Below are 19,512 nucleotides of genomic sequence, written 5' to 3'. Positions count from 1 at the left end.
TGATGCGTTGTTAACTTGACAATACCAATCTAAGATACAATTTCATTAACTTATATCGTGTTTAATTGCTGTAAAGTTTATTTCAGCTAAACTCTATTTATTATTCAGTGTTGGTAAGGAAGTATTAATGGAATTTGAAAAAGGCAGTAAAAAAATATCGGTTAAAAAAAACGCCAAGAATACAATAAAAACACCAACACAATTAAAGCGAAAACGTAATAAGTTATTTTCTCGCGTCAGTATCAACGTGCCATTAGCACCTTCAATTATGATGATACTACCTAATGTTAACGCACATGAAAATCAGCAAAATTCACACACAGAAAAAGTGAAAACTGAAGGTATTAAGCACGATAAGTTAAATGATGAAAGTACGCCCCTTTCAAATACTCCTGAAAAAAATAACGAAATAGCACAACAACTACAAGATAAAATAAGTGTTGAAGAAGCATCTTCCACCGATAAAAACATTACGCCTAAAACTTCCACGACACCGATACATTCCGGTCACCATTTATCAGCGACATCAAGCCCTTCTATTATTTACATGCCAGTAACTAAATCACCAACTAATACCTCAATAGAAAACGCGTTAATAAGTCCTGCGGTTAATTTAGTAACAACAGGAACACAAGCTCCCCATACCAACTCCAATTTATCGCAAACACCTATGCCAATCACTTTTGTCGTTGAATCTATTGTTGGTAAATATGGCACATTACAAGTTGATTCATCTGGGCAATATCAATTCACTCTTAATACTCAGTCCCAACCTTTTATTGCCTTAACCGATAAAACATTAGGAACCGATACCTTTACTTTGTATCGAACAGACGGATCAACATTTATAGTGCATATTCCTGTGACAGGAAAGCAAGACCAAGCGCTTATCAGTGGTGACTTGTCTGGCAATGTAACGGAAGATACCAATGTTGATCAGCAAGGGTTGTTACAAGTGAGTGGTAAGTTGGACATTGTCGACCCCGATCAAGGCGAAAGCGGTTTACAAGCAGAGACCATACAAGGTTTGTACGGTGTTATAACCACGGACTCACAAGGTCATTGGCAATACCAAGTTGATAATAGCCAAGCAGTAGTACAACAATTACTGACGGGAGGTGCACTGCATGAGTCTATTGATATTCATACCATCGATGGAACGGTTCAAACCTTAGATCTCACTATCGGTGGAACAGATGATAACGCCACCATTTCGGGTATCGATATTGGTAATCTCACTGAAGATTTAACATTGCAAACATCAGGTAAGTTAACGGTTAACGACTTAGATGCGGGCGAATCACATTTCTCTAGTGGCGATATTATTGGTTTGCTAGGCACTTTACACCTTCAGGAAAATGGTAACTGGAGTTATGATTTAGACAATAGCAACTCAACGGTTCAATCGCTCAAGCAAGGTGCAACGACTCAAGATATTATTACGGTGCAATCCGCTGATGGCAGTACCCATCAAGTGACGATCACGGTAAATGGTATTAATGACAAAGCGGTCATTACCGGCACTGCCACTGCAAGTTTGACTGAAGATAAAGACTTAATGAGTGGCGCAATTCTGCACGCTGATGGACAACTTATTGCAACAGATCCAGACGCTGGCCAATCACAATTTACCGCTGATCACTTGCAAGGCCAATATGGTGAAATGTCGATTAACAGTAACGGACATTGGTCTTATACCGCTCACAATGCAGGCACTGCCGTTCAAGGATTAAAAACCGGAGAACAACTCACTGAAACGTTGTTAGTACATTCTATTGATGGAACGGAACAAAAAGTGACAGTAACGATTGATGGTACGGACGATAAACCAGTCATTACCACTATTACTGCTTCGACAGCGATTGAGGGTGCAACGGCAACAACAGGTACGATTACCTCAACAGATAAAGATTTGGGCGACACATCCACCTTTACCACCACTGCAACCGTCGCTGGATTCACACTCAATACTGACGGCACTTACACCTTCGATACAGTTAACGGTGCAAATAGCGCCTACGAGCATTTAACAGATGGTGATACCCAAACAATCACCATTCCTGTAACCGTCACCGATACGGCAGGTAATAGCGATCTAAAAGATCTGATCATTACCGTTATAGGTACCAATGATAAACCCGTATTAGGTACAATCAGTGCACAAAGTACTGATGAAGACGGCGCTAAACTCACTGGGCAATTGACCTCAACAGATGTCGATGATCATGAAACCGCAACCTATACTTCGCCAACGATTGATGGTTTCGTATTAAACAGTGATGGCAGTTATACTTTCGATTCAAGCCACGGTGCTTATCAGCATTTGGCAGCAGGCCAAGAGCAGACGGTAACGATTCCGGTGACTGTCACCGACCAAGACGGTGGTACCGACACCCATAATTTAGTGATCACTGTTCACGGTAGCCAAGATGCATCAATTATTGCCGGTACTGACTCAGGAATAACCAAAGAAGATTCAATACTGCAAGCGAGTGGCACACTGACTATCGCTGACAAAGATGATGGACAGGATCACTTTCAAGCGGTACTAATTCAAGCGGCTCACGGTACACTTTCATTAAAGGCAGATGGCAGTTGGACTTACCATCTCGATAATAACAATCCAGACGTTCAAGCACTCGGTACAGGTAACGGTAGCACAACAAGTTCACTGACAGATATCATCACAATTTCAGGTGCAGATGGCACAACGCATGATATTAGCGTAACCATTAATGGGACAAATGACGCCCCAACCATCTCCACTATAACGGCGGCAACAGCGACAGAAAATGCAAGCGCAACAACGGGTAGCATAACCTCAACCGATACAGATACCGGTGATACCTCAACATTTACGACCACGGCAACCGTGGCCGGGTTCACGCTAAATAACGATGGCACTTACACCTTCGATACAATTAATGGCGCCAGTGGGGCCTATGAACATCTAGCTGATGGTGATACACAGAAAATTACTATACCCGTGACCGTGACGGATGGCTCTGGTGGCACAGATCAAAAAGGGTTAGTAATCACTGTTACCGGCACCAACGATAAACCAATATTAAGTGCAATCAGTGCGCAAAGTACGAATGAAGATGATGTAACACTCACTGGTAAGTTCACTACAACTGATATTGATGATCATGAAACGGCAACCTATACCGCATCAACTGTTGATGGGTTTACCTTACATACTGACGGCAGCTACAGCTTCGATCCAAGCCACAGTGCTTATCAGCATTTAGCGGCAGGACAAGCTCAGACCATCACTATCCCAATTACCGTAACCGATCAAAGCGGTGCGACTGACACGAAAAACATGGTCATTACCGTTCACGGCATCAATGATGCGACGACACTCACTACACCTGATTTAGCGGCCAAAGAAGATGGCACATCAGTGAAAGGCACAGCCTTGTTTACTGATGTTGATACGACGGATACTCATAGTTTCACAGTATCAAATATGCCTAATAGTGAAGGCGCGGTATCAATTGATTCAAAGACAGGGGAGTATACTTTTACGCCAGGTACAGATTTCCAAGCGTTAGCTGCAGGTGAAACCAAAGATGTGAGTTTTATTGTCACCATTAATGATGGTCACGGTGGTACGGATACAGAGCAAGTGACGGTTACCGTTACGGGAACCAATGATGCACCGACATTGGCTGTGACAAACTTAGCGGCAAACGAAGATGGCTTGTCAGTCAAAGGCACAGCCACATTTACGGATGTGGATCTAACCGACACGCACAGTTTCACAGTATCTAATATGGCTGCAGGTGAAGGGACAGTGTCGATTGATGCAACAACTGGCGAATATACCTTTACACCCGGTACTGATTTCCAAGCGCTAGCCGCGGGTAAAATCAAAGATGTCACTTTTGATGTGACCATCAATGATGGCCATGGCGGCAGCGATACTCAACAGGTAATTGTTAGCGTCACCGGTACAAACGATAACCCGATCATTACCGATATAAGAACCGGCAGTATCGATGAAGGCACCGGAAAATATTATGACATGTCGCCAGATTTTGGTAAAAGTCGCTTAACTTCCGAGGCACTCTATGCTGATGGTAAAATTGAGATTGTTGATGCTGATACAGGTCAAAGTCAATTTGACACAAAAGGTGGCGGGTATAATTACGCAGGACAATATGGGCGAATAAATCTCCATCAAGACGGCACATGGCATTACATGGTCGACATTGGCCATAATGGTTTTACTACAGGTACATCAACCACCAGCGCCGCAACGGCGATTGACCAACTAGGCGATGGACAATCCTTAACGGATACTATTACCGTTTATTCTAAAGATGGTACGGCTCATGATGTTGTTATCACCATTCATGGTGATAATGATAAACCGTATTGTTCCTCTGACGTTCACTTAAATTCTGGGATAGAGGATACCGCTCAAATACTGACGTTAACACAACTTCTACAAAATACGGTTGATGTAGATAAAAACGATGTAGGACAATTATCGATTGAAAACTTACGGGCTAATCACGGTTCAATCGCAATCAATACAGATGGCAGCTTCACTTTCACACCTGATAAAGATTACAACGGCCAAGTACAATTTAATTATGATGTTAAAGATGCACATGGCGGGGTGACTCACACGAGTGCAACAACAACACTTTCTGCCGTATCAGACAAAGCTGTCATCACTGGCGACACTACGGGTTCAGTCACTGAAGATGGTAAACATCATACAAGTAACGCAGGCGTAACGACTGAACTTGCTAATGGCAGTTTACATGTGATCGACCCTGATGCTGGGGAATCAGGTTTTCGCTATAGTCAGTTTGGCGAACACGCTCTACACGACCCATTTGGTGGTTTTTTACGTATAGATCGTGCAGGTAGTTGGGGTTATTCAGTACCGAACAGCGCGCTACAATCTCTTGCTGCTGGTCAAGTAGAGAAAGTTCAATACGAAGTCACGACGTTAGGTGGCGACAGACAAATTATTACCATTGATGTCGTGGGCACTAACGATATACCTACTGTTACCTCTCATGTATTAGCAGGAACAGAAGATACTGCCCATACATTCACAGCTAATGAGTTTGGTTTTACCGATGTCGATGCAGGTGCTGCACTTGATCATATAAGTATCACCGCATTACCTGATGCATTAGAGGGTGTATTAACACTCAACGGCGCAACAGTTTCAGCGGGCGATAGTGTAACCACCGCTGATATTGGTCACCTTGTTTTTACACCGACAGCTAACTTTAATGGTGTCGCTAATTTTGGCTATACCGTTAACGATGGTTCAGCAAATTCTGCCCCAGCCACAATGCAACTGAACGTAGCATCAACTAATGATATATCGGTTATTAGTGGTGATACCTCTGGCGCGCTAAACGAAGGTAATATTGGTGATGTATCGACTGCTACAGGTCACTTAGCCATTACTGATGTAGATGTTACTGATACGCCAACATTCCCCGATGTTGCTTCAACAGCAACGACTTACGGCCATATAGCTATGGTTAATGGACAATGGAAATACACCGTTGATCAAAGCAAAATTCAAGATTTAGACCCTAACGATAATGATGTGACTAAACATCAAGTGACCGATCACCATACGTTTACCGCCAGTGATGGCAGTACACAAGTGGTTGATATCGTCATCAAAGGCACTAATGACAAACCAATTATTGAATCCGCACATGCAGCACCGGCAGGCTCATCAAGTACCTTAAAAATTGATGACTTTGAAATGGTATCAGCACCAACCGGCGCAAATATTGATGTGGCGCCAAGTGAAGCAGAAAACGCTGCACGTTGGGGAACCGATCAAGTTGAAGTTGGGGTTGGAATGAAACTGGTAGGCTTGTACAAACCTGGCAGTGATCAAAATTGGATTCAATCAGGACATGAAGCAACCATTACCACCGGTCATAGTGGTGCGGGTGGTTATAGTATGGTTGATAGTCATGGTTGGTGGGCAGCGAATCACGTTCCCGATGCGGTTAATACCGGCTCTGGCGGGGCAACGGGTCATGGTAACGCATGGACTGGTGGTATCGCAGTTTTTGAGGCTCCTGATGGTACTCAACATATTGGTATTGTTAACCGAGTGTGTGCAGGTGGCGGTAGTACAGAGCATGATTACCTTTATTTTCATAGCTACAGTAACCTTCATCCGGGTGCGTCGATCATTAAAGGTCAAGGCACCGCTGGCGAAACCATCACGGTTAAAGACGATCAAGGGCATGCAATCACCACCGCCGTAGTTGATACTCACGGCCATTGGGAAGTGGCAGCAGCCGCGTTAGGAAACGGTCAGCACACCTTGCATATTGAAAATGCAGCAGGCCAATCGTCACCCGATCGTATTTATGATATTAAGGCGAATGGCGTTGTTGACATTACCCCTGCAGGCTTAACCGCTGAGATCAAAGAAGATACAGCCCATACAATTATCAACGGCGAACTTAGAACCTCTGATGCTGATCATGGTGATAATCCAGTCTTTGTGGCTCAAGCGGATCACGCAACGAAATACGGACACTTCTCCATTGATGCAGCAGGGAAATATCATTACACCATCGATAATAATAACGCTAATGTTAACCATTTAGGTGTTAATCAAAGCATACAAGAGCATATTACGGTTACCTCGAAAACCGCAGACGGTGAAATTGCGACCAGTGAAGTGATTATTACCATCAACGGCTCTGTTGATGCGCCTACGTTAAGCGCCAGTGCGGCAACCGCGCAACAAGGCTCATTAGTTTCGTTAAACCTTCAAGCAGCGCTCACTGATACGGGTGGCGACGCTGAAACATTAACCCTTAAAATAAGTGGCTTACCAGACACTGCAACGCTTAATCACGGCACCTATGATAGCGTTGCCAAATATTGGGTACTGCATGCTAGCGATTTAAACGATTTAAAACTCGACATGAAAGATCCCAATTTTCATGGCGACTTACATTTTAATGTAACGGCAACGGCTACATCGGGTGGTGAGTCTGAGTCAACCACGCAATCGGTTAGCTTACATGTTAATGCGCCACCGGTTGTAGCAAGTGCTATTACCGATACTGAAACCGAGGGCGGCACAACAGCGACTGTTGATTTACTGCAAGGAGCAACGGATCCCGATAATGCAGCACTCAGTATTGCAGCGGTAACTTATGCTGTTGGCAGTGGAGCCTTAAGCCCTACCCTACCTGCTGGTGTAACGCTAGGCGGTGATGGTCATACCTTAACAATAGATCCAAGTCATGCTACTTTTAATCATTTAGCCGCTGGTACATCAGAAAACATAACGGTTAGCTATGAGATCACCGATGGCGCTGGTGGACTTGTTCATCAAACCGCTACGTTAACGGTAACAGGTACTAATGATGGAGCTGTTATTGGTGGCCAAGATATCGGGGCAGTTCAAGAAGATGTACATATAAATAGCACTGGTTTTCTTACCGCTTCAGGGACGCTTAGCGTTGTGGATCCTGATACAGGAGAGAACAGCTTTGAGTTCCACGGTTATAATAAAACGGCTTTACAGGGTACCTACGGAACGCTCCATATAAGTCCTAATGGAGACTGGGGGTATCGAGCAGATAATGCCCAACAAGCAATCCAATCTCTTGGGGCAGGTAAACACCTTCAAGATGTCATTACTATTACAAGTAAAGATGGCACGCACCACGACATTACTATTACCATAAATGGCACCAACGATGGCCCAACAATCACGACGGTTGCACTAACGGGTACAGAAGATACTGATTACACCTTTAGCGTGGGTAATTTTGGATTTACAGATATTGATACCGGCGATACCTTAGCGCATGTCACCATTACCGATTTGCCTGACCCTACAGAGGGAATATTGTTACTCAACGGAGTAGCGATTACGGCAAACCAAGACATTGATAATGCAGATATAAGCCACTTAACATTTAAACCCACGGCTAATTTTAACGGCGATGTACATTTTAAATATACCGTTAATGATGGAAGTGTAGATTCAACAGAGGCAACCGGCACACTAACAGTGGCAAGCGTGAACGACACGACAACAGTGGTTGGAACAACCAACACAACCGCCGAAGACACTGATATCACTATTACTAAAGCACAGCTACTTGCAGGCAGTAGTGATATTGACGGTGATGCGCTCGATATTAATAGCGTAAGTGTTAACGGCAGTCACGGTACGATAACCGATAATCACGATGGCACCTGGACGCTTCATCCTGACACCAATTTTAAGGGCGATATCGCCTTAAGCTACAATGTTAACGACGGGCACGCCAATGTCGCAAATCACATGACGGTGAGTGTGGCATCGGTGACTGACGCTGCGGACATAAGCTTGTCTGTTTCGTCCGACAAAGGCTGGATGACGGATTCTGGTCATCACTTGTCCATCGATGCGTTACACAATACAGATGGTAAAACGGACAGACCTTACGGATGCACTCTGAGCATTGAATTAGGTGTAACGCTTACTGGTAAGGCTGATTCTTACCACAATAGTGATGTGATCGCGCAATACGGGACGCACCTTAAAGATAGTACTGGCGCCCAAACTCACCGTTACTCGGATACCTCTGGTTGGGGCGGGAGGGGAGTAACCCTCACAAATCCGCACAGTGTCACTATTTGGATCGCAGGAAGGGATCCCGTTGAAACCCACATTGACCTTACCGATGGCAAACCACACCGACTTACCGTGGTTGTTGAGAACGATGAAGATAACGGTAAAAAGCCCACCACGTCGATATTCGATAATGGCCAGCCAGTAACTTACGCCGATGGCACAAGCTCTGAAAGTATGCCACTTCACACACTCGGAGGAAGTGGTTCGAATCAGCACTACAGCGGTTTTTCAGCAGGTGGAGATAAATTTCCTACCGATTTTACCTACGGTGGTGGTAATCCGGCGGTACCGAAATTTATTGTAGATCGAGCAGGGTCTACTGAACTCTCCGTGGGCGGGGGGCGTAACCCGATATCTCTCGGAGATGGCACTCATGCAAACGGATATGAAAATGGTCATATTATTTGGCAAGCGGGATCGACCGTTCAAGGTGGTAATGTACCTCCTATAACGCCACTGGTTGCAACGTTCGATCATGTCTCTGTTTCAAAGACGGCACTCACAGCTGCTCAGGTTGCTCATGGCCCACTGGGCGAACTAGGTCTTCCTGCAACCGATGTCATCATTGACTTAGGAGTAGCTGGAGGAAGTCTAGTTGATCATAGTGGACACCAAAGTGCCACTAACTTTGGCAGCCAACAGTTAGCCGACGACTCACATCATTTAACCATCAATGCTTCGGTTACACCTCACGATGCCGACGATGCACTGCAGTCTGTTCACCTTCAAGGTCTGCCTATTGGCACCACGGTAAGCGACGGAACGCATACGCATACGATTGATGCGACAGATCAGAAAGATGGTCTAGACATCAAAGATTGGAAGCTAGGCTCGCTAGACGTTACCATTCCAACGGGTGTTAACCATAACGCGATTATTACCGTGAATGCAGTGACTCAGAATGCCAATGGCACGACGGCTCATAGCGAATCATCGGCGTCGATTATCCTCGATCCAGCGCATGCTGGCGATGTCATTATCTCCGCAGTACCGATTCATGGCGTTGAAGATCAGGGGCCGTACGACCTTAACTTAACGGCTATTGATCCGGCGGATACCCACGCGGCGATAACCTTCGCTGTTTCTGGCCTACCGGCAGGAGCGACATTAAGCGCAGGTAGCTATGATGCGATCACCAAAACCTGGACAATTACGCCAAGCGAAACGAACGGCTTGCAGATAACGCTGCCAAAGGACTTCTCGGGTAGCGTGACACCCCATATCACCGCAAGCTCTAGCGCTGGCCACAGTCATAGCATCGATGTAAGTGGCAGTATCACCGATACGCCGGATACTGCTGTTATCAGTGGCACTGATAGTGATTCAACGCTCATAGAGGATCATAATGTATTTAGTGGAACAACACTTGAAACCAATCAGCATCAATTGCATGTACAGGACCCTGATGCAGGCGAAGCATTGTTTACTCCAACGGGAACTGCGTCAGGTAGCGGTGCAGCAGCAACGGGAAGTTGGGTAGCTGGTGATAATGGCGTGGGCCAATTTATATTACATGCGGATGGTCGTTGGGTATTCAAATGTGCTAACGCTGATGTCCAACATTTAAAAGCCGGTGAAATAGGCACAGACACTATTACTGTTCATAGTGCTGATGGAACAGCGCATGTGCTTACTGCTTCTGTTACCGGCACCAACGATCAACCGGTAATTGATGCAACGTCAGCTGTTACTGCTGTTGAAGCTGGGCATACCGCTCATAAAGGACAAATCACAGTAACAGATGTGGATACCGGAGATACAGCCGCTTACACAGCGATTACGCCCACGACAGGGCAGCATATTGCAGGCTTTACACTGAATGCCAATGGTAGTTATAAATTTGACGCTACCGATGCAGGTTACGATCATTTAGCATTAGGTAAAACCGAACAAGTTAGCGTTGCTGTCACGGTAACAGATGCGGCTGGCGAAACGGATCAAAAAGATTTAATTATTACTATTACAGGTACTAACGACAGACCGACGGTAGTGTCTTCACTTGCACAGCATATTCACTCGATTGATGAAGATACTACGCAACACTTTACGGCTAAAGATTTTGCTTTTATCGATAAAGATCACGGCGATCAGCTTGACCATATAACAATTACCGCACTGCCAGATCCGTATAAGGGCCATTTTGAATATGACGGTCATCCACTAACCATTCCTTTAGATGTGCTACCGGCTGATATCAGTAAATTAACCTTTGTTCCCGCTCAAGATTATAATGGTGGTGTTCAATTTGGCTTTACCGTTAATGACGGGCATACCGATTCTTTTCCTAAAATAGGTAATTTCGAAGTTACGCCAGTCGATGATATTTCTACGGTTAGTGGTGTTTCTACATTGGCTATTACAGAAGGCAGTGCTGCCAATACGCATGCAGACTTAACCGTTGCCAAAGGTGCATGGTTAGGTAATGTTGATGGCACTTTCAACTTCCCTGATGTTGTACCTAATGACCCCCATGCAGGGCGCTGGTATGCAATAACAGGTGCAGGTATAGCGGGAGGTGCTGCCCATGGTATGCGCGTTGAAACAACACAATGGGTCATGAATATGGGAGACCCCAATTACGGTCACAACGGTTATATGACCTTTACCCGTAATACCGATCATGCCACTGCGTCCTATAACGGTGGCGACCGTGTCGAGGGTGATTTACTCATTACTGACCCAGATAGCGCACCTGCAACCTTTATTGACGTAACCGATAGTATAGGTGATGGCGGTTACGGAACCTTTTCGATGCACAATGGCCATTGGTCGTTTGTCGCTAGCGATAAAGCAGTCGCACTAGCGGATGGCGCAACAGCCAAAGAAACCTTTACCTTTAATACCTCCGATGGCGTTACGCATCAGGTCACCGTTAACCTTACCGGTAGCGATACCAAAGCTGAGTTTAAAGGCGATATTTCTGCCAATCTCAAAGAGGCGAATATTGGCGATAATGTGTCTGCACATGGCACGCTTAATATTGTCGATGTCGATACCGGGCAAAACCCAACAATTGCAGATTTCCATGATATTAGCGGTACCAATGCTTACGGCCATTTTTCCATGGTCAATAATCAATGGACCTATGAAATTGATCAAACGAAAGTTCAACACCTTAATCCTCATGAGTCCGTTCAAGATAAAATAATCGTTACCGCCAGTGATGGCACGAAACAAGAGATTGTCGTTAATATAAGAGGCACAAACGATGCACCAGTTGCCCATCACATTGATGATATTAATCAACATGACAGTAGTGATGGCACCTCCATTCGTGTAGTACTGCCAGCGAATGCCTTTACGGATGTTGATCACTCAGACACCCTTTCGTTATCAGCAAGTTTGGGGGATGGCAGTGCGCTACCTTCATGGCTTAAATTTGATGCAGCCACAGGCTCATTGTCTGGTAAAGCGCCACATTCAGCCGATGGCGACTTTGATGTGAAAATCATTGCAACAGATTCAAACGGTGGCCAAGCCTCTCATGATTTCCACTTAACCGTAACGGATATGACCGGGGATGTTAAAGAGGATGGCCGCGCGACCGGCATTGATTATAGTGTTAATGGTCAGCTAGAAACTCATGTAGTCAGTGGCGGCGTTAATCAATCGATTGTATGGCACGAACATCAAGACGGCACGGATGCTAGTCCTAATCATATGCAAGGGACCTATGGGTTCTTACAAATGTCGACAGGTGGCACTTGGATTTATCACGTTGACCATGATGGTGATGCACATTATTCTAATTCCGCCATAAATGCTTTAAAAGGTGGTGAAGTAGTACAAGAATCGTTTAATATTTTTGGTTATGTCAATGGCGCTTTAGTTAAAACAGATACCATTACGGTTCATGTTAAAGGTACAAATGACGCTGCCACCATAAACGGCGTAGTGCATTCTACATCGAGTGGAAGTCTTACCGAAGATGATGCGACTTCGACGTTAACTGGTTCATTAAACTTAGCGGATGCCGATCACGGTGAAAATCTATTTATCGCCGACCCAAATATAGTTGGCACCTATGGTCACGTAGCGTTAGCGGCCGATGGCTCGTGGACTTATCAATTAGATAATAACTTACCAGCAACCAATGCCTTAAATACAGGAGATGTTGTTACTGATACTATTACAATTCAATCTCCTGACGGCACGGCAGACCATACTATAGAGGTGAATATCACAGGGCATAGTGATACAAACCCAACCGCTTCTCCTGCAAGTCCAGCTCCGCCTGTAACACAACATGATGAGCCAGAGCCTGTCATAGAGACCGCGGACATAACGATACAAGTGTCTGATTATAGCATTGATCAAGTAATACCAGCCTCCGGTGCTGCGCTTTACTTACAGGCATTAGGCATTGAACTTCCAGAACATTCACAACCTGTTATGGCTGGCCATGATGATCTGCCCAATGATATGGATATCCTATTTGCACAAGATGATGCTTCTAGTGGCCTAGAGGCAGGTATGGATGGCGACTTGGCAGATGAACTGACACACCAAACTGATGATAAACATCATGATCAGCAACAAGATGATAATCACCAGCATCATCTTGATGTTGATGGCTTACCTGACATAGACCACAATAGTTAACTGAACAACCGCTCTATCAATTATACGATAATCTGCAGATGAAGAATTCAAATATCTATGCAGGTTATCGTTTTCCTACCCAAATAATTAGCCATACGGTTTGGATTTATCATCGTTTTACGCTCGGCTTTAGTGATATCGAAGGACCGTCATTTAATTCAAGCAAAACATTATCGATGATCCCGTGATCGCTCCTTTTCTGAATGGACGCGGGTTAGTTTCATCAAAAATTTAGATTAAGGGTGATTTTATAGCTTTTAATCGTCGCTAGCACATAAGTTGACAATACTATTCTGGAGGACCATTAGTTAGCTTCCAGACACACAAAAAACCACAACAAAGTGGTTAATTTTCAAAACCTTGGAATTGGTAGAACAGAAGGAACAACTTGGAGCGTGCAGTGGGAATCGAACCCACATCATCAGCTTGGAAGGATTACACTGTACCTATTGTTTACGCCACTTGAGACCTTGCATCCCTTAGTCCCTTTGATATCAAGGCCTAAAGCATATTTTTCATCATCAACCATAAATCATTTATTGTAGAATCACTTCCAGAATTGGTCCCACCTATTTTAAGTAATTATTTCATTGTGAGAAAGTACTACTACCTAATTATCCTATGATTTAACTACATTAGGTGTACTTTTTTTATCTGAAACAGCCATTAATTATTTAGGTTTTGAAATGCTGGAACTGTACGAAGAACCGTTAAAGTATCTCAAGCCAGCACGTGCGATTGAATTCCTACCAGCGTCATATTTCGCTCTTTAACGCTCGTAAACGGGAATCAGCGAACGTGGCATTTTTCTCATTGAAGTATCTTAGCGCGCGAAGCTAAGCAACCTAGAAAAAATAGCATAGCCAGATTTACTTAATCATTTCACCTGTAACTAACGAGGATTAAAGGAAAGTGAATTTATATTTAGCCTGTCAGTCTTTGATTAAATACCGCCTGAATAAAGTCCATAAAGACTTTTATCTTGGGAATATTGAGCCTGTGCTTGGGGTAAAGGGCATAGACATCGACAGCCGGCATACCCCAGTCTGGTAGTATCTGCACCAGTGTTCCATTTTCCTGCTCTTGCTGACACATATAATTCGGGATAACTGCCGCGCCTAAACCTTCTACGACCATTTCTTTTAGGATTACATAATCATCCACGATCATTTTAGGTGCCAAATTAAACACGTGCTGCTTTTCTCCCGATTCTAATAATAAACACCCGCAATATTGAGCACTGCTCATCATTAAAAAATCACATTTACCCAGTTGCTCGAGTGATCCTATGTGGCCATGCTGGGCTAAATAATTCGGGCTTACATAAATATTACGAGTTATGGTGCCTAACCGCTTTGCTATTAAGCGTGAATCTTCCAACTTGCCGATACGAATGACCAGATCAAACCCTTCTTCAATTAAATCAACGCGGCGATTTAACAGGTCAAGTTGCAGAGTAACATTGGGATATAGAAACATGAACTGCCCAAGTACGGGTTTAAGAATTTCATGGCCCAGCCCTACGGATGAGCTTACACGCAGATGGCCTTCAACCTTATTCAATATTTTTTCAATACAAGCTTCGGCTAAATCGACCTCCTGATAAATGCGCCGACAGTGAGCTAAATAATGTTTACCTGCCTCAGTAATATGCTGAGAACGAGTGGTACGGTCTAGCAGAGTTACCCCTAAACGCTGCTCTAGATGGGAAATTTTACGGCTCAAATTTGCTTTAGGAATATTTAAACGATCTGCCGCTAAGGTAAAACTGCCGGCATCAACAACGGCGATAAACAACATCATCTCATTTAAGTCTATTGAACCAGCCATAAAGTGAACCTCTATTGTTGTTGTAAATGGAATTATCATTTTAAATTAAGACTATTTATTAAACAATACATATTCCATAAGATGGCCTCATCAACTAAGAAAACAAATACTTCAACGGAGTTAGTCATGAAAATCTTATCAAGAGATTCATTATTATTAGGGGGTTTTGCCGGTATTAAAGAGCACCGTTTAGTAACTGACAGCCGTATTTTCGGCCGCCATAAAGAGCCGCAAACGTGGGAAGGACTCGGTTGCATGGTTTATCTCGCGGATGCTCAATATCAACCTAAGGGAGAGTCCGGCATGCACCCTCATAGTGAGGTTGATGTTATTTCTGTGATTATTAAAGGGCGAGTCAGCCATGAAGGTTCGCTGGAGCACGGTAAGGATCTGGCCGCGGGAGATGTACAGGTACAACGGGCAGGTGGGGAAGGTTTTGAACATAACGAAATTAACCCTGATAAACGCAAAAACAGAATGCTGCAGGTGTGGGCATTGCCAGAGGTAAAAGGGCAGCGCGCAGCTTATAAATTTTACACACCTAAGCTAGATGGAATGACCAGAATTTATGGTGGGGACAAATCCCAATCAGAAACCTTTGCAAGCACTACTGTCATTGACATTGTTCATTTGCAAGCGGGTAAAAGCATGGCGTTAGCTGGTGAACAACTAACCTATGTAATTACCGGGAAAGGCACATTTACTGAAGCGCATGTCAGTGGTGAAAAGTGTATGCATCCTGCTGAAGAGGGCGATCTTGTCCGAAGTCAAAATACCGTAATAATTGCTAAGAAAAATTTACACATGCTTGTAATTAGTCAACAAACTTGAATCTTTCTGGCCATATTGGTGATTTAAATAAGGAGTACAGCATGAATAATTGCCCGCAGAGTAATCAGCATGTTATGACACTGATTACATTTTTAACCTTAGTACCTTTAGTTTATTTTATTCCTGACTTTCTCAAGTTATTTCTACCCGACAATAAGTGGGTCAATGTAATCGCATCTGTTGGGATCATTGTACCTATTATTTCTTATGTAGTTGCGCCAATAGCTAACTTGATTTTATTACGTAACAAAAAACCTGATTAATACAGCTTCATTTATGCCGTGAATTTACAGTTAGGCATAACACATTATTAAATAGTTTTATCAAGCAAGCGAGTGGTGATTTAGCAGATGCTATTTCTATGCTGTCGTTTGTTTATTCTGAAAGAAGACATTACAACAACTAGGAATTCAACATGAGTAAATTAAAGGGCAAGGCAGCATTAGTGACTGGCGGCAGCAGAGGAATGGAGCGGCTGTAGATAAAACGGCCGCTGAGTTTGGTCAACTTGATATCCTAGTTAACAATGCCGGTATTTTTGTCGTGAAACCCATTGAATTGCTGACATTGAATGATTTTGATAACACAGTCAATGTTAACGTGCGAGCTGTATTTTTTGCATCTCAAGCTGCGGCTGCTCATATAGGGGAAGGTGATCGAATTATCTCAATCGGCAGTAACCTAGCTGAACATGTGTCTATGCCGGGAGCCAGTCTATATAGTCTCAGTAAGTCGGCACTGATAGAGTTTACAAAGGGGCTAGCACGTGATCTTGGTGACTCTCACTTCGAATATTGACAAACACTTCATCAATGAACCAGATATCGCCGAACTGACCAGTATTTTTCTTCAAACGCTTACTATAACACCCAAATTTATTACACCAATACCGAATAGTTTCGTAACTAACGGTAATGCCTCATTCAGCTTAAAGCTCTTATACATCTCGAAAATTCAGGTTAAAACGGTAATACAACCACACGGCATGTAGAAAAATATCAGAGGAAAATCAATGTCTTTTCTATAGGCTCATCTTGGAATACTGCCATAGCATTATTTAACTAGACAGTATCCTTATTATGCCGTTTATTTTAGCTGTGTTTCAGTATTTAGGTCGGACGAAGTAACACAAATGTAATTCGATTTGATACTATTGAAGTAATCATTCCAATGGATATGAGGGCGGCCAGCGGCTTGCTCAAAATTACTTGGATTATCGGCGGCGCCTTCCAAAATACCTTGATAGATGCCTGCGATAACGGTTCCAATGAAATCACCTAATTCACTAGTACGTTCTTCGCGGTAATCATCGATGCTCATCGATGTGAAGATGAGATCAGTGCCAAAAGCCTGGTTCATATAACTAGCTAGTTGGGCTTGAGAGATTGCCTCGCCGTTTAAGTTATAAGTTTGACCATTGTGTTTTTCTTCAGTAAGCATACGTGCATAAGCATAACCGAGCTCAGAACGAGTGGTGTATCCACATTTTCCTTCACCTGCACAGTTAGAAATACCACCAGATATTTTATAGCTATCAATAAATTCTATGTCCGGTTCAATGTAGATACCATTACGCCCAATGACCCATTCTAGCCCACATCCACGAACGTCTTGTTCAGTTTGTCGATTACTCTGAATAACTGGTGAAAACGCTGTGTTCTCTTCAGCTCCTTGTACACTAGTGTATACAATTTTCTTCACTCCTGTTTTTTTTGCCGCTTCAATCACATTTCGGTGCTGACCAATTCGTTTATCGGGAGCGTCCATTCCAGAGATAAGTAAAAGTGTATCCACATTCTGCAATGACTGTTCAAGTTGTTCGATATTATTGTAGTCACCCGGCCTTACTTCTACACCTAGATGTTTTGCTTTTTCAGGTGTACGAGCAAGTGCTATTACGCTTTCTTTTGATGTCAATGCTACCGTGGCCTCGACTATCGCTGAACCTAATCGACCGCTTGCGGCGGTAATTGCAATTTTCATTCTAAATTCCTCGAATTCAAACGTAGGATTTACATCTTATTCTGAATACCTATGTAGTTGTCTACTCGTATAATTTGGCGAGCTTACCAATCACAAGACATGTCCTTGGCAAGAGAGAGCACATCGTCTCTCCTCAAATCATATAGCATACTCAATGTATCAGCCTTCTTTACCCGCTGATTTAACTGTACTTTTTAGGTCCTGCATGAACGTTTTGAAGTGAGGCCTAAAATTAACAAATAACGGGTGTTTTCCATTTTTTATCATAACCGGACCAAGTAAACGTAGTGCTACTCCAATTTTAGTCGCTTCATTTTCTTCAAGCCCACTAGATTTTTTAAGGGTTTCGACAACCTTGAATAAATTTTCTCGGTCTTCCAATTCAAGTTGTAGAGTTTCTATTGTTTCATGATCACTGTTCACTTCTTCTACAGTAATTCGATAGCATCTATCTTTTCTAATTTTAGGGATCATAAACTCTTACCTTCTGTGTATGATGGAGCCATCATTGTTCAAACTGGATCAATCGACTAAACGCAATATCGTTAGCTTCTCAAGAGTTTTTCAACTTTTGGTTTGATCGTAATGGAAACAAAAGTCATAAGGACTAACGCAACAGGAAGTGCTCCCAATACTGCGTGAAGCCAAGCGGATAGAAAGGTATCGAAATTACTTAGACCTATATTATTAAGTGTGGTAACAAATGCCATCCCTGACTCCATGATTAAAGCCATCATGAATCCAACAGCAATGTTACGACCTTTCTCGTCAAGGTTGGGTAACACGGCTTCAGTTAATTTGGTCATTAATACCATTATAAAAAAACCAGCAGGCATCACAACAACCGCTGCAGTCAAAAATGAGCGTAACCAATTAAAGAAAAAAGTCGAGCTATAACCTGCATTCATATAAGTCATAACACCCGTCAGTGTTCCTCCCATTAACACCATCATTACGGAAACAACTAAAATTTTATGAAACAATGGTGTCTTCTTTGACTCGATTACTGAGTCAGACATAGTAAGCTGTACATTCATCTTATTCTCCAGATTTAAACAAAATCGCCAAACAAGTTGACAATATCAACTATAATATTAATGGTTGATATTGTCAACCATGTGCTTAAAAAGACGTTTCGTCTAAGTAGGTGTTTGGGAGATCTTTCTGGGAAATTTATTCATCGACATCATTTTTTACCTTTTGTAGATACTGTCAACTTAACTAAACTGAAGGTCAGTTTCCCCGTAAATTATCTCTTAACTAGCGATGATATTACGCGATGTAACAAAGGCATCCGTTCTTCAATTTTTTTTAAAATTCGGCACGACATGTTGAAAATATCAGAGGGGAAATCAATATCTCTTATATAAGCTCATCTTGGAATACTGCCATAGCACCGGTTAACTTGACAGTACTCACCGGGTCCATATTAAGATGATAAAAACCAAAATTGTACAGATAACAGACACACAAAAACCCACAACAAAGTGGTTAATTTTCAAATAATTGGGATTGGTAGAACAAGAAGAGACAACTTGGAGCGTGCAGTGGGAATCGAACCCACATCATCAGCTTGGAAGGCTGAGGTAATAGCCATTATACGATGCACGCACATC

Annotated in this window: 8 protein-coding genes and 1 tRNA gene; 4 read left to right on the top strand and 5 right to left on the bottom strand. The window is 43.2% G+C overall.

All coding sequences use genetic code 11. The features are described 5' to 3' along the window. The first annotated feature begins 127 nt into the window (after window positions 1-127). Window positions 128-13,252, top strand: coding sequence for a VCBS domain-containing protein (locus AACW90_RS16215; protein ID WP_390236496.1), 13,125 nt, complete (start codon window positions 128-130; stop codon window positions 13,250-13,252). A 924-nt stretch (window positions 13,253-14,176) separates the two neighbouring features. Here AACW90_RS16215 and AACW90_RS16210 read toward each other — a convergent pair. Then, window positions 14,177-15,082, bottom strand: coding sequence for a LysR family transcriptional regulator (locus AACW90_RS16210; RefSeq protein WP_390236493.1), 906 nt, complete (start codon window positions 15,080-15,082; stop codon window positions 14,177-14,179). A 126-nt stretch (window positions 15,083-15,208) separates the two neighbouring features. Between AACW90_RS16210 and AACW90_RS16205 the strand changes: the two genes are divergently transcribed. The 3 genes from AACW90_RS16205 to AACW90_RS16195 all read left to right on the top strand — a co-directional run bounded on the left by AACW90_RS16205 (window position 15,209) and on the right by AACW90_RS16195 (window position 16,711). Next, entirely contained in the window at window positions 15,209-15,913 is a 705-nt protein-coding gene (locus AACW90_RS16205; protein ID WP_390236490.1) for a pirin family protein, read from the top strand. A 41-nt stretch (window positions 15,914-15,954) separates the two neighbouring features. Next, window positions 15,955-16,176 carry a hypothetical protein gene (locus tag AACW90_RS16200; RefSeq protein ID WP_390236488.1) on the top strand — a complete coding sequence of 74 codons (222 nt, stop codon included), beginning with the start codon at window positions 15,955-15,957 and terminating at the stop codon, window positions 16,174-16,176. 160 nt (window positions 16,177-16,336) lie between these two features. Continuing rightward, window positions 16,337-16,711: an SDR family NAD(P)-dependent oxidoreductase gene (locus tag AACW90_RS16195; protein ID WP_390236794.1), complete on the top strand. Its 375-nt coding sequence runs from the start codon at window positions 16,337-16,339 to the stop codon at window positions 16,709-16,711. A gap of 288 nt (window positions 16,712-16,999) precedes the next feature. Here AACW90_RS16195 and AACW90_RS16190 read toward each other — a convergent pair whose 3' ends face one another. The 4 genes from AACW90_RS16190 to AACW90_RS16175 form a co-directional block, all read right to left on the bottom strand. Further along, window positions 17,000-17,896 carry an SDR family oxidoreductase gene (locus AACW90_RS16190; RefSeq protein WP_390236485.1) on the bottom strand — a complete coding sequence of 299 codons (897 nt, stop codon included), beginning with the start codon at window positions 17,894-17,896 and terminating at the stop codon, window positions 17,000-17,002. Between the two features lie 159 nt (window positions 17,897-18,055). Next, window positions 18,056-18,370 carry a DUF3861 domain-containing protein gene (locus AACW90_RS16185; RefSeq protein WP_390236482.1) on the bottom strand — a complete coding sequence of 105 codons (315 nt, stop codon included), beginning with the start codon at window positions 18,368-18,370 and terminating at the stop codon, window positions 18,056-18,058. A 71-nt stretch (window positions 18,371-18,441) separates the two neighbouring features. Further along, complete coding sequence (locus AACW90_RS16180) at window positions 18,442-18,933, bottom strand: DUF2798 domain-containing protein (RefSeq protein WP_390236479.1); 492 nt, start codon at window positions 18,931-18,933, stop codon at window positions 18,442-18,444. 499 nt (window positions 18,934-19,432) lie between these two features. Continuing rightward, window positions 19,433-19,507, bottom strand: a tRNA-Gly gene (locus AACW90_RS16175). Window positions 19,508-19,512 lie beyond the last annotated feature (5 nt).

This window comes from Vibrio frigidus (assembly GCF_042465995.1).
GTDB lineage: Bacteria > Pseudomonadota > Gammaproteobacteria > Enterobacterales > Vibrionaceae > Vibrio.
Note: the sequence above shows the minus strand (reverse complement) of the source record. Positions and strands in the feature narration are given on the sequence as shown.